The sequence below is a fragment of the Achromobacter sp. GD03932 genome, from assembly GCF_029839485.1.
Taxonomy (GTDB): domain Bacteria; phylum Pseudomonadota; class Gammaproteobacteria; order Burkholderiales; family Burkholderiaceae_B; genus Achromobacter; species Achromobacter bronchisepticus_A.
Genome location: NZ_JAOCAT010000003.1, coordinates 197130 through 209712, shown reverse-complemented (window position 1 = coordinate 209712; position 12583 = coordinate 197130). Strand labels below are relative to the sequence as shown.

Sequence of the window (12583 nt, the reverse complement as noted above, 5' to 3'; positions counted from 1 at the left end):
AAAAGCGCCCGGTGAGGGCGCTTTTTTGGTTGGAGAGCCTAGATTTCGCGCTCTTCCGTCTTGAGGTTATTGTCGCGAGCGAAATCCACCACGAACTTGTACGCCAGCGGTTCCAGATCGCGCAAACGCAGATCGACCACGATCCCGCGCACGCCGTCGATCACGACGGGCAGCACATAGGGCGAATAGGTGAGGTGGTTACCGGCACAGCCGGCGGGCCGGAATTGTGCCATTACGCCGGCGAGCCGTTCCGCCCAATCGCTGGGGCGAAAGCGGCTACCGCTTTCGGTAACGCCATGAATTACGAATTGTCTGACGCGAGTTGCCATGAGTTCTTCACTACAGCGCGCCCTTCACGAAAGCCGGATCTTCGGCGTGATCAAACATGCGCCCTGCGCCGCGAATTGTATATGATTGATCCTTTGCCCTCTTTCAAAAAGCGATTCGCCTGGGAAAACGAGCTGTCCGGACTGCCAACCCCGGCGGCATCCCACGGGAACTCCGGCTGAGTCCCGGCGCAATCCGCTTCATCCACAGGAGGATCCTCGATGACTTCGCCTCTGGCCAATATCTACGCCCGGCTGCCGGTATCGTTCACGCACGGCCAGGGCGTCTGGCTGTGGGACGCCGAAGGCCGCAAGTACCTGGACGCGCTGGCCGGCATCGGGGTGTCCTGCCTGGGCCACGCCCATCCGAAACTGGTGGCCGCCATCAGCGAGCAGGCCGCCCGCGTCATCCATACCTCGAACATCTACGAAGTGCCGCAGCAGACCGCGCTGGCCGCTCGCCTGACGCAGCTGTCCGGCATGCGGGAAGTCGCGTTCAACAACAGCGGCTCCGAGGCCAACGAAGCCGCGATCAAGCTGGCGCGCTACTACGCCTACCAGCGCGGCAACAAGCACGCCCACATCATCACCATGGATTCGTCCTGGCATGGCCGCACGCTGGCCACGCTGGCGGCCACGGGCAGCGAAAAGGCGCGCAAGGGCTTCGAGCCCCTGCCCTCGGGCTTCATCCAGGTGCCTTACAACAGCGTGGACGCGGTGCGCGCCGCCGGCGACGCCGAGCCGCGCGTGGCTGCGGTGCTGCTGGAAGTGCTGCAGGGCGAAGGCGGCATCCGCCCCTCCGACATCGCCTATCTGCAGGAAGTGCGGCGGCTGTGCACCGAGCGCGGCTGGCTGCTCATGATCGACGAAGTCCAGTCCGGCATCGGCCGCACCGGCAAGTGGTTCGCCCACCAGTGGGCCGACATCGTGCCCGACGTCATGACCCTGGCCAAGGGCCTGGCGGGCGGCGTGCCCATCGGCGCCATGCTGGCCGCCGGCCCCGCCGCGGGCGTGTTAACCCCCGGCAGCCACGGCACCACGTTCGGCGGCGGCCCGCTGGTCTGTGCGGCCGGGCTGGCCGTGCTGGATGCGCTGGAATCCGAGAACCTGCTCGCCAACGCCCACGACGTGGGCAATCACCTGAAAACCGCCCTGGCCGATGCGCTGACCGGCGTCGCGGGCGTCACCGACATCCGCGGCCGCGGCCTGATGCTGGGCATCGAGCTGGCCCGCCCCTGCGGCGTGCTGGCCCTGCGCGCCATGCAGGCCGGCCTGCTTATCAACGTCACGCGCGACCGCGTGATCCGCATGTTGCCGCCGCTGATCCTCAACCGCGACGAAGCCGACCGCATCGTCGCCATCCTGGTTCCGCTCATCCAGGAATTCCTGGCCGAAACACCATAAAATCAACGTCCCGCCCGGGCCATGAGCCTGGCCGGGCCCCATGACCTGCGACATCACCATGACACCTCCCACGACTCAAAACGGCCCGCTGCGGCACTTCCTGCAGTTCAAGGACTTCTCGTCCGCCGAGATCGCCTACGTGCTGGACCGCGCGCGCCTGATCAAGGACAAGTTCAAACGCTACGAACCCCACATGCCGCTGCATGACCGCACGCTGGCGATGGTGTTCGAAAAGGCCAGCACGCGCACCCGAGTGTCGTTCGAGGCCGGCATGTACCAGATGGGCGGTTCGGTCATCAACCTGACCTCCAACGATTCGCAGCTGGGCCGCTCCGAGCCCATCGAAGACACCGCGCGCGTCATCTCGCGCATGGTCGACATCGTCATGATCCGCACGTTCGAGCAAACCCGCATCGAGCGCTTCGCCTCGCACTCGCGCGTGCCGGTGATCAACGGCCTGACCAACGAATTCCACCCCTGCCAGATCCTGGCGGACATCTTCACCTACATCGAGCACCGCGGCCCCATCGCCGGCAAGACGGTGGCCTGGGTGGGCGATGCCAACAACATGGCCTACACCTGGCTGCAAGCCGCGGAAATGCTGGGTTTCACGCTGCACGTGTCGACCCCGGCCGGCTACGAACTCGAAGCCTCGCGCATCGGCACGCCGCCGGCCACGGTGCTGCGCCAATTCAAGGACCCCATGGAAGCCTGCAAGGGCGCGCACCTGGTCACCACCGACGTCTGGACCAGCATGGGCTATGAAGCCGAAAACGAAGAGCGCCGCGCCGCTTTCGCCGACTGGTGCGTGGACGCCGAAATGATGGCCGCCGCCGATTCCCGGGCCGTGTTCATGCACTGCCTGCCCGCCCACCGCGGCGAGGAAGTCACCGGCGAAGTCATCGACGGACCGCAAAGCGTGGTCTGGGACGAAGCCGAAAACCGCCTGCACGTGCAGAAGGCGCTGATGGAGTTCCTGCTGCTGGGCCAGATCAAGTAAGACCACCCCCATATGGAAAAGCCTGCGCATCTCGCGATGCGCAGGCTTTTTTCATGGGCACGACACACCCGAATTCAAATCCGATGCGGCGGACGCCGCGCAATTACAGAATCCGTTTGAACATGGTCCGGCGCGTATTGCGGAAGGATGGCCGCACGCGGCTGCTCCAGTCGCTGGCGCGCACGGCCAGCCAGGGCGGGCTGCCGAAGGTTTCGCGCGTGTGCAGGTCATAGCAGGCCAGATAGCGCGGCGACTCGTCGCGGCATTCATAGCGCATGGCGCGCACCGTGCCAGGCACCGAGGCCAGGCCCGGCAGATGCTCCTGGTCGTACCAGGCGTTCAGGTCGGCTTCCGCCTCGGGCAACACGTCGGTCTCGACGATGTAATGCCACGGCGCGTCCTGCCCCGCCGAGGCGCCCGCCAGGTCCAGCGTCTGATGCAGCACGCGGCTGCGCGCGCCCGGGAAGCTCTCGGCCAGGCGGGCCTGCGCTTCCGGCAAGGCCGCCGCCGATCCGCGCAGATAGACGTAGGTTTCGTCCTCTTCCAGGGCGGCATAAGCGGCGGCGCGCAAGCCTGCCAATCCTTGGGTCAGGGTCTGTTCAAGTTCACGTGCGCGCGGCGTGTCGAAGCGCTCGCCCAGCGATACCAGCAATACGGTTTCCTGCACTCCAGTCTCCTTCAATGTCCGACGCGCAAGGCCACCAGGAAGCGCGACACCATGTTGTACGCGCCCACGGTCGCCGCCAGTTCCACCAGCTGCGTGTCATCGTAGCGCGCGCGCAGCGGCGCGAACACGGCGTCCGGCACCTCGATGTCGCGCGTCATCGCGTCCGTCAGCGCCAGCACTTCGGCCTCGCCGGCTTCCAGGCCCTGCAGCGCCGACGGCGCCGGACCGCCGCGCAATGCGTCCACCAGCGCCTGCGGCATGCCAGCGGCCAGCGCGTGCGGCACATGCGCCTCGAACTCGTACGGCGCATTGTTCAAGGTCGCCACGCGCAGGATGATCAGTTCGCGCAGGCGCGGCGGCACCGTCGTGTTCAGGCGGATCGCGGTCAGCATGGCCTCCCAGCCCTGGACCACGGCCGGGCTGTTCAGCAACACCTGGTACAGCGGCGAGATGCGCCCCCGCGCAGCCGATATCCGCGCCTCGATCGCGGCCAGTTCCGGGCGGCTGCCCGGCGTCACCAGCCCTACTCTGCATGCGTTCATCTTCACTCCGGACGGATGTTCTTGCGCTGGATCAGCGAGGTCCACTTCTCGCGGTCCGATGCGATCAGGGCAGCCAGTTCCTGCGGGCTGCCGGGCGCGGCCTGCGCCCCGAACTTCTCCAGCCGGGCGCGCACGCTCTCCGTGTTCAGCGCGGCGCGCACGGCCTGGTTGAGCTTGTCGATCGTGGCAGGCGGCGTGGCGGCCGGCGCCACGATGCCGTACCAATTGTTGGACTCCACGCCGGCGATGCCCTGCTCGGCCAGGGTCTTGACCTCGGGCAGCAGCGGATGGCGGGTAGGCGCGGCGATGCCCAGGGGCTTCAGCTTGCCGCCCTGGATATGGCCGATCAGGCCCGGCACGTCGCCGAAGAAACCCGACACCTGGTTGCCCATCACGTCATTGATGACCGGCGCCGCGCCCTTGTAAGGCACGTGCATCACGTTCGCCTTGCTGGAATCGGCGAACATTTCCAGAGTCAGGTGGGGAATGCTGCCGATGCCCGACGAGCCGATCGCCACCGACTGCGAGGCAGCCTGGGACTTCTTGACGAAGTCAGCCGCGTCGGCCGCCGGATTGGACGGATTGACCACGAACACCGTGGCGTTGTTGACCACCTTGGACACCGGCGCGAAATCGCGCACGGGGTCATACGGCAAGTCCTTGTACAGCGCCGGGCTGATCGCGACCGCGCCCACGCTGGTCAGGAACAGCACCGAGCCGTCAGCGGGCGCCTTGGCAACGTAGGCTGCGGCGATGTTGCCGTTGGCGCCGGCCTTGTTCTCCACGATGACCTGCTGCTTGAGCTCCTTGCCCAATTGCTCGGCCAAGACCCGGCCGACCAGATCCACCGGCCCGCCAGGCGGGAAGGCGATGATGAGGCGCACCGGCCCATCGGCATGGGCGGATCCCAGGGCGGCCAGGCTCAGCAGGCCGGCGGACAGTATTTTCTTGAACATGGTGTCTCCTGATTGAATGGAATTTTCTTGTCGTTCGCACGCCGCCAGACGGCGGCGGCGTTTGCCGCGCCTACTCGAATCCGTACAGCCGCGCCGGGTTGTCCACCAGGATGCGCTGGCGCAGGGCCGCATCGGGGCAAGCTTCGAAAAACAGGTCGACCAGCTCGCCGTCATCCGGCATGTCGTCCGCCACGTTCGGATGCGGCCAGTCCGTGCCCCACAGGCAGCGGTCGGGCAGGGCCTCGGCCAGCGCGCGCACGAACGGCAGGCCCTCGGCGTACGGCCGCTTGCCCGACGCGATGCGGTCGATGCCCGACACCTTGACCCAGGCCTGCGGCACCTGCGCCAGGCCCAGCAGCGCCCGCATCGCCGGCGACGCCAAGCCATCGCTCGCCTTCAGCCGTCCCATGTGGTCGACCACGAAGGGCAGCGGCAGCGCGGCCAGGCGCGGCAGCAGCTCCGGCAGCATCGCGCCGTCCAGGTGCAGGCACAGATGCCAGCCCAGCGGCGCGATCAGCGCCACGACGCGGTCAAAGACCGCCGGATCGGGCGCGCCGCCCAGATGCGGCACGAAGTTGAAACGGGCGGCGCGCACGCCGCCCTCATGCAGTTGCTTCACGCCGGCCTCGGTCGCGTCCGCTCCCAGCAGAGCGACGCCGCGATAGCGGCCGCCGCTTTGGGCCAGCGCATCCAGCAGGGCGCGATGATCCGAGCCATGGCAATTGGCCTGCACCACCACCGCGCGCTCCACGCCCAGGCGGTTGTGCAGCGCCGCCATGGCCTGGTAAGGCGCATCCGGCGGCGTGTACGAGCGGCCCTCGGCGTACGGAAACACGTCGGCCGGCCCGAACACGTGGCAATGCGCATCGCAGGCGCCCGGCGGCAAGGCATGGCGGGGACGGGACGGCGCGGCTAGCGGAGGACGGCAATCGGGCACGGGCGGGTTCCTGCGTTGAAAACGCCATGGTCCCGGATTGCCCGCCGCCCAACAATGCTATATCTTTGATTTCAGATATAGATTTTCCAAATATCCGATGGACCTCAAGCAGATCGAATACTTCCTGCGCGTGGCGGAGCGGCGCAGCTTCTCGCGCGCGGCCGAAATGCTGGACGTGGCGCAGCCCACGCTCAGCCGCCAGGTCCGCCTGCTGGAACTGGAGCTTGGCCAGCATCTGCTCTACCGCAACGGGCGCGGCGCCGAACCCACCGAAGCCGGGTTGCGCTTCCTGGAGCACGCCCGCGCCCTGCTGACCCTGGCCGAACGCGCCAAGGAAGACCTGCAAAGCCTGCGCGAGACGCCCACCGGCAAGGTCGTGGTGGGCCTGCCGCCCCGCATCGCGCGTGTACTCACGCCGCCGCTGGTCCAGGCCTTCCGCCGCAGTTTCCCCGAGGCCTCCATCGCCGTGGCCGAGGGCCTCAGCGCCCAGGTGCGCGAATGGCTGCTGGCCGGCCGCGTCGACCTGGCCCTGCTCTACGATCCCGCGCCCTCGCCCCAGTTGGCCTACGAATCGCTGTTCCGCGAAGACCTGGTGCTGGTGGCCGCGGCCGGCCAGCGGCCCGCCCTGCCCCCGCGCATCGCCGTGGCGCAACTGGGCGACTACCCGCTGGTGGTGCCCAGCCTGCCCAACGCCATCCGCACCCTGGTCGAAAGCGTGTGCCGCGCCCAGGGCGTGCGCCTGACCATCGCCGTCGAGGTGGACGCGGTCCAGACCATCGTCGAACTGGCCGCCCAGGGCGACGCCTACGCCATCCTGCCGCGCTCGGCCGCGCGCGGCCCCGCCGCCGAGCATGAGCTGTCGCTGTGCGACATCGTCGACCCGACCATCACCAATGATCTGGTGCTGGCCAGCGCCCGCCACCGCCCGGCCACCCGGCTGGCTGCCGCCACCGCGCTCCTGATCCGCCGGCTGGAGCTGCCGGCCCTGTTCGCCCCGCCGGCCCGACCGCGGCAAAAGAGTTAAAATAGCGTCCGTTTCTCTTGTTTGGCGGCTAGCAGCTGTCAAAGTCTGCTGTCCAAGTCCTGTTGGCGTCTCACTTCAAACAATGACCACTATCCTCCCGAACCTTCCCACCGGCCAGAAGGTCGGCATCGCCTTCTCCGGCGGCCTCGACACCAGCGCAGCGCTCCTGTGGATGCGCAACAACGGCGCCATCCCCTACGCCTACACCGCGAACCTGGGCCAGCCCGACGAGTCCGACTACGACGAGATCCCGCGCAAGGCCATGGCCTACGGCGCTGAAAAGGCCCGCCTGATCGACTGCCGCGCGCAGATGGTGGCCGAAGGCATCGCCGCCCTGCAATCGGGCGCGTTCCACATCTCGACCGCCGGCATCACCTACTTCAACACCACTCCCATCGGCCGCGCAGTGACCGGCACGATGCTGGTGGCGGCCATGAAGGAAGACGACGTCAACATCTGGGGCGACGGCAGCACCTTCAAGGGCAACGACATCGAGCGCTTCTACCGCTACGGTCTGCTGACCAATCCGGACCTGAAGATCTACAAGCCCTGGCTGGACCAGCGCTTCATCGACGAGCTCGGCGGCCGTTCGGAAATGTCCGAGTACATGCGCCAGGCCGGCTTCGACTACAAGATGTCGGCTGAAAAGGCCTACTCCACCGATTCCAACCTGCTGGGCGCCACCCACGAAGCCAAGGACCTGGAGCACCTGAACTCCGGCATCCGCATCGTCAAGCCCATCATGGGCGTCGCCTTCTGGCGCGACGACGTCGCCGTCAAGGCCGAGGAAGTCACCGTCCGCTTCGAGGAAGGCCATCCGGTCGCCCTGAACGGCGTGGAATACAGCGACCCGGTCGAGCTGATGCTCGAAGCCAACCGCATCGGCGGCCGCCACGGCCTGGGCATGAGCGACCAGATCGAAAACCGCATCATCGAAGCCAAGAGCCGCGGCATCTACGAAGCCCCGGGCCTGGCCCTGCTGTTCATCGCCTACGAGCGCCTGGTCACCGGCATCCACAACGAAGACACCATCGAGCAGTACCGCGAAAGCGGCCGCAAGCTGGGCCGCCTGCTGTACCAGGGCCGCTGGTTCGACCCGCAAGCCATCATGCTGCGCGAAGCCGCCCAACGCTGGGTCGCCCGCGCCGTCACCGGCGAAGTCACCATCGAACTGCGCCGCGGCAACGACTACTCGCTGCTGAACACTGAATCGCCCAACCTGACCTACGCGCCCGAGCGCCTGTCCATGGAAAAGGTCGAAAACGCCCCGTTCACGCCCGCGGACCGCATCGGCCAGCTCACCATGCGCAACCTCGACATCGTCGACACCCGCGGCAAGCTCTTCACCTACGTGAAGACCGGCCTGCTCGCCTCCTCCGGCAGCTCGCTGCCGCAGCTGAGCGACGAAGGCAAGAAGAAGTAATTCTTCAACGCCAAAAACCAAAAAGCCCTTCGGCATGCCGAAGGGCTTTTTGTTTGGAGCGCAGCAATCGGACGCCAACCTCGACGAGAGCGTGTCCGCTAAAGACAGTCACGACCAGCGCGCAGCGTCATCACCTACCGCAAGACACCGCGTAAGCCCCCAAAGGCCGCCCGCGCGGCCGGCCGGGGGCGGGCTCCGCAAGATCCATCGCCATCCCCCCCCTAGGCGAGAACGCCAAGCACACCGCCCTCCCCTGCGACCGGACAAATTCAGCTGACGCAGCCTGTGGCGAGGGGGCCTGGGACGCGCGGGGCGTCGATAAGCCCGAGGGAATCGGTAGGAGTCGCCGAAGGCGAGGACGACGATGACGACGGGGAAGCCCGGAGCGAAGGCTCCGGGCCGCAATCGTTGCCCCGCGCGTCCCAGGCCCCCTCGCCACAGGCGTCATAAGAATCCGAACACCGCCCCCCAAACAAACAAGCAAGAGCCTAAAGCTCCACCTGCATCCCCATCTCCACCACCCGATTAGCCGGAATCTTGAAGAACTTCGTACTCCGCGTAGAGTTCCGCGCCATGAACGAAAACACCGCCCGCCGCCAGCGCCACAACGCCGGCTTCTTCGCCGCCACCACGGTCTGCCGCGACAGGAAGTAGGAAGTCCGCATCGGTTCCAGGTCGATCTCCGGATACGCCTCGGCCACCAGCCGCAGCGCCTCCGGCACGTCCGGATCTTCCTTGAAGCCGTAATTGATCGTCGCCTGCCAGCTCGACGCCGACAGCTTGGTCACGGAGAAGCGCTCCTCGGGCGAGACATAGGGCACGTCCGCCACCAGAATCGTCAGGAACAGCACATGGTCGTGCAGCACCTTGTTGTGCTTCAGGTTATGCAGCAATGCCGGCGGCACATTGCCCGAGTTCATCGTCATGAAGATGGCCGTGCCCGGCACCCGCGACGGCGGATACTCTTCGAGCTGCGCCATGAATTCCTTGAGCGGCTGGCGGTCTCGCTGCTGCATCTCCGACAGCAGCCGGCGGCCGCGACGCCACGTCATCATCAGCGTGAACACCACGATCGCCACCAGCAGCGGCAACCAGCCGCCCTCGTGGATCTTGAACACGTTGGCCGAGAACAGCAGCACATCGAACAGCAGCAACAGGCCCAGCGCCACCAGCCACAGCACACGCTTGATGCCGGTCGAACCGCGCGGCAGCACCGCGAACGCCAGCACCGACGTCGTCAACATCGTTCCCGTGACCGCGAACCCATAGGCGGCAGCCAGGTTGTCCGAATTGCGGAACAGCAGCACCAGGACCAGCACCGCGCACAACAGCAGCGCATTGACCTGCGGCAGATAGATCTGGCCCTTCTCGATGGCCGAGGTGTGCAGGATCTGCATGCGCGGCCAGAAACCCAGCTGCACCGCCTGGCGCGTGACCGAGTAGGCGCCGGAAATCACCGCCTGCGACGCCACGATGGTCGCAATGGTGGCCAGCGCCACCAGCGGGGCCAGCCCCCATTCCGGCGCCATCATGAAGAACGGATTACGGATCGCGGTCGGATCGCGCAACAGCAGCGCGCCCTGGCCGAAATAGCACAGCGTCAGGGCCGGCAGCACCATGCTGAACCAGGCGCGGCGGATCGCCGGACGGCCGAAGTGGCCCATGTCGGCATACAACGCTTCGGCGCCAGTCAGGGCCAGCACCACCGCCCCCAGCAGCACGAAACTGATCCACGGAAACTCGACGATGAAACGCAGGCCCCACATCGGATTCAAGGCCCGCAGCACTTCCGGCGTCTGCCAGATCTGCCAGCCGCCCAGCGCGGCCAGCGTGCCGAACCACAACAGCATCACCGGACCGAACAGCTTGCCCATGGCCCCCGTGCCGTGCGACTGGATCGCAAACAGCGCGATCAGCACCACCAGCGACAGCGGCACGACCCAGGCGTCCAGCTGATGCGACACGATGCCTATCCCCTCCAGCGCCGACAGCACTGAAATGGCCGGCGTGATCATGCTATCGCCATAGAACAGCGCCGCGCCGAAAATGCCCAGCACGATCAGCACCCAGCGCAGCTTGCCTTCCCGCCCGCGCACCGCCAGCTCCAGCAAGGCCAGCGTGCCGCCCTCTCCACGGTTGTCGGCGCGCAGCACCAGCGTCACATACTTGAACGACACCACCACCATCAGCATCCAGAACAGGATGGACAGCACGCTCAGCAGGTGGGCAGGCTCCAGGTCGGTGTGCACGCTCAGGCCCGTCAGACAGGCGCGCAGGGTATACAGGGGGCTGGTGCCGATGTCGCCGTACACCACGCCCAGCGCCCCCATGATGAGGGCGGCCCGCGACGATGGCGCGTGCCCGCCGAGTGCCTGCCCGTTGGACGATGAAGGAACGCTGACCGAACCTTGGCTCATGATGTAGGTTCTTGACGAGTAAGTTGGGCCCCCTTGCGAGGGCCGGGAAACACGACGGACAGCCGTGTTCCTGAAAAGTCCGGACGGCTGGTGAGCTTCCACCAGGCGCCGTGCGCGTGCGCGATTTCACGCACGATGGCCAGCCCCAGGCCCGACCCGCCCGCGGTCGCGGTGGGAGAACGGTAGAAGGCCTCGAACACGCGTTCGCGCTCATCGGGGGAAATCCCCGGCCCATCGTCCTCCACGGTCAGCGAAGGCGGATTGGCGCCGACGATCAGCGTGATGCGGCCGGTCTTGTTGCCGTAGCGCAGCGCGTTGTCGATGAGGTTGCCCAGCAGTTCGGCCAGCAGCAAGGGGTCGGCGTCGATCCAGATGGGCGCGTCCGGCGCCACCAGATCCAGCTCGTAGTGCGCCTCGCGCACCCGCGGAAACCATTCGGCGCCGTTCGCCCGCACCCATTCGCAGAGGTCGATGCGCACGAAGCTGTCCTGCGGCCGGGCGTTGGGATCGGCCCGCGCCAGGACCAGCAGCTGCTGCCCCAGACGGATCATGCGGTCGCTCACTGCCTTGATGCGCTCGGCCCGCGCGCGCACGTCGTCGGGCAAGGGGCGCGCCAGCATCAGCTCCGACTCCAGGCGCAGGCCCGACAAGGGCGTGCGCAGCTGGTGCGCGGCATGGCCGATAAAGCGGCGCTGCGCCGCCAGCGAGGCATCCAGGCGCAGCAGCAAATCATTGGTGTGCGTGACCAAGGGCTCGATTTCGACCGGCACGCCTGCCACTTCCAGCGGCTGCATGTCGTCGATGGAGCGTTGCCGGATCTCTTCGGACAGATGATTGACCGAGCGCAGCCCCGAACGCACGCCCTGCACCACCACCCACGTGAACAGCGCGATCAGCGCGACCTGCCCCACCACCATCAGCCAGAAGAAATCTTCCAGCATCCAGAGCGACATGTCGATCTTGTGCGTGATGACCCAGGTGGCCGCCAAGTCCAAGAGGACCAGCAGCAGGATCGGCGGCATCAGGCGAATGACCAGATGCCGCGCCAGCGAACGGGAGGGAAGCAAGGGACGGGAAACCGGAGTAGCGGTAGGAGTGCGTTCCTGCATCATGACGCAATGCCCTCGCCTAGGCGTATGGATGCGCGCGGCCGGCGCGACGCGGCCGCAGCCGGCCCGTCAGGCCGTTTCCACATCCAGCATGTAGCCAAAGCCGCGCACCGTTTGAATGCTGGCGCCCGTGCCTTCCAGGCGCTTGCGCAGGCGGTACACATAGACTTCGACGGCGTTTTCGCTGAAATCGGCATCCCAGGCCGACAGCGAGTTCACGATCTGGCGCTTGGTCACGACGCGGCCGACGCGGGCCATCAGCATTTCCAGCACGGAGAGCTCGCGCACCGACAGCGACAGGCGTTGGCCATTGGCGCGGACTTCGCGGCCGACGGTGTCGAACACCAGCGGGCCGACTTCAATCAAGGGCTGCGCCTGGCCGGCGCGGCGCCGGCCGAAGGCGCGCACGCGCGCCGCCAGCTCGGGCAGTTCAAAAGGCTTGGTGACGTAATCGTCCGCCCCGGCGTCCAGGCCGGCGACGCGGTCCTCGATGCCATCGCGGGCGGTGAGGATCAACACAGGGACCTGGTTGCCGTCCTGCCGCAATTGCCGCAGCACGTCCAGCCCGCTCATGCCAGGAAGGTTGAGGTCGAGCAGCATGAGGTCGTAAGGCTGCCCCGCCAAGGCGCCCAGAACCCGGTCGCCCTCGGTCAGCCAGTCGACCGCATAGCCTTGGTCGGCCAGAAATTCCTGGAGCGCGTGGCCCAGGGTGGTGTCGTCTTCGATTACCAGAACTCGCATGCGGCGATTCTAGCGCGATCCCGGCCGGAACGGGGCG

12 protein-coding genes are annotated in these 12583 nt (G+C 66.8%); 4 read left to right on the top strand and 8 right to left on the bottom strand.

Annotated elements, in window-relative coordinates; genetic code table 11:
* Nucleotides 1–38: 38 nt before the first annotated feature.
* A complete protein-coding gene (locus tag N5C88_RS04330) occupies nucleotides 39–329 on the bottom strand; it encodes a DUF3579 domain-containing protein (RefSeq protein WP_013392635.1) in 291 nt (96 codons plus the stop codon).
* Between the two features lie 219 nt (nucleotides 330–548).
* Here N5C88_RS04330 and N5C88_RS04325 point away from each other — a divergent pair, with 219 nt between their 5' ends.
* Together N5C88_RS04325 and argF are read left to right on the top strand one after the other, a co-directional pair.
* Nucleotides 549–1730: an aspartate aminotransferase family protein gene (locus N5C88_RS04325; protein ID WP_059380450.1), complete on the top strand. Its 1182-nt coding sequence runs from the start codon at nucleotides 549–551 to the stop codon at nucleotides 1728–1730.
* Between the two features lie 58 nt (nucleotides 1731–1788).
* A complete protein-coding gene (argF, locus tag N5C88_RS04320; RefSeq protein WP_280014760.1) occupies nucleotides 1789–2730 on the top strand; it encodes an ornithine carbamoyltransferase in 942 nt (313 codons plus the stop codon).
* Nucleotides 2731–2833: 103 nt separating this feature from the next.
* Here argF and N5C88_RS04315 read toward each other — a convergent pair whose 3' ends face one another.
* The 4 genes from N5C88_RS04315 to N5C88_RS04300 form a co-directional block, all read right to left on the bottom strand.
* On the bottom strand, nucleotides 2834–3397 hold the full coding sequence (locus N5C88_RS04315; RefSeq protein WP_059380451.1) for a DUF4286 family protein: 564 nt from the start codon (nucleotides 3395–3397) through the stop codon (nucleotides 2834–2836).
* Nucleotides 3398–3408: 11 nt separating this feature from the next.
* Nucleotides 3409–3939 carry a carboxymuconolactone decarboxylase family protein gene (locus N5C88_RS04310; protein ID WP_280014743.1) on the bottom strand — a complete coding sequence of 177 codons (531 nt, stop codon included), beginning with the start codon at nucleotides 3937–3939 and terminating at the stop codon, nucleotides 3409–3411.
* Nucleotides 3940–3941: 2 nt separating this feature from the next.
* A complete protein-coding gene (locus N5C88_RS04305) occupies nucleotides 3942–4895 on the bottom strand; it encodes a tripartite tricarboxylate transporter substrate-binding protein (protein WP_059380453.1) in 954 nt (317 codons plus the stop codon).
* A 70-nt stretch (nucleotides 4896–4965) separates the two neighbouring features.
* A complete protein-coding gene (locus tag N5C88_RS04300; RefSeq protein WP_280014742.1) occupies nucleotides 4966–5832 on the bottom strand; it encodes an amidohydrolase family protein in 867 nt (288 codons plus the stop codon).
* A gap of 97 nt (nucleotides 5833–5929) precedes the next feature.
* On the opposite strand from N5C88_RS04300, the gene N5C88_RS04295 reads away from it, so the two are divergent.
* Nucleotides 5930–6856, top strand: a complete 927-nt coding sequence (locus tag N5C88_RS04295) for a LysR substrate-binding domain-containing protein (protein WP_280014741.1) — start codon at nucleotides 5930–5932, stop codon at nucleotides 6854–6856.
* An 82-nt stretch (nucleotides 6857–6938) separates the two neighbouring features.
* Nucleotides 6939–8279, top strand: a complete 1341-nt coding sequence (argG, locus tag N5C88_RS04290; RefSeq protein WP_013392627.1) for an argininosuccinate synthase — start codon at nucleotides 6939–6941, stop codon at nucleotides 8277–8279.
* A 488-nt stretch (nucleotides 8280–8767) separates the two neighbouring features.
* Here argG and N5C88_RS04285 read toward each other — a convergent pair whose 3' ends face one another.
* The 3 genes from N5C88_RS04285 to N5C88_RS04275 all read right to left on the bottom strand — a co-directional run bounded on the left by N5C88_RS04285 (nucleotide 8768) and on the right by N5C88_RS04275 (nucleotide 12546).
* Nucleotides 8768–10696 carry a potassium transporter Kup gene (locus tag N5C88_RS04285; protein WP_280014740.1) on the bottom strand — a complete coding sequence of 643 codons (1929 nt, stop codon included), beginning with the start codon at nucleotides 10694–10696 and terminating at the stop codon, nucleotides 8768–8770.
* A complete protein-coding gene (locus tag N5C88_RS04280) occupies nucleotides 10693–11808 on the bottom strand; it encodes a HAMP domain-containing sensor histidine kinase (RefSeq protein WP_223283347.1) in 1116 nt (371 codons plus the stop codon). Before N5C88_RS04280 ends, N5C88_RS04285 begins: the two co-directional genes overlap by 4 nt.
* A 66-nt stretch (nucleotides 11809–11874) precedes the next feature.
* Nucleotides 11875–12546 (bottom strand): response regulator transcription factor, encoded by a 672-nt coding sequence (locus tag N5C88_RS04275; protein WP_006218435.1) that lies wholly within the window; start codon nucleotides 12544–12546, stop codon nucleotides 11875–11877.
* Between the last annotated feature and the right edge of the window lie 37 nt (nucleotides 12547–12583).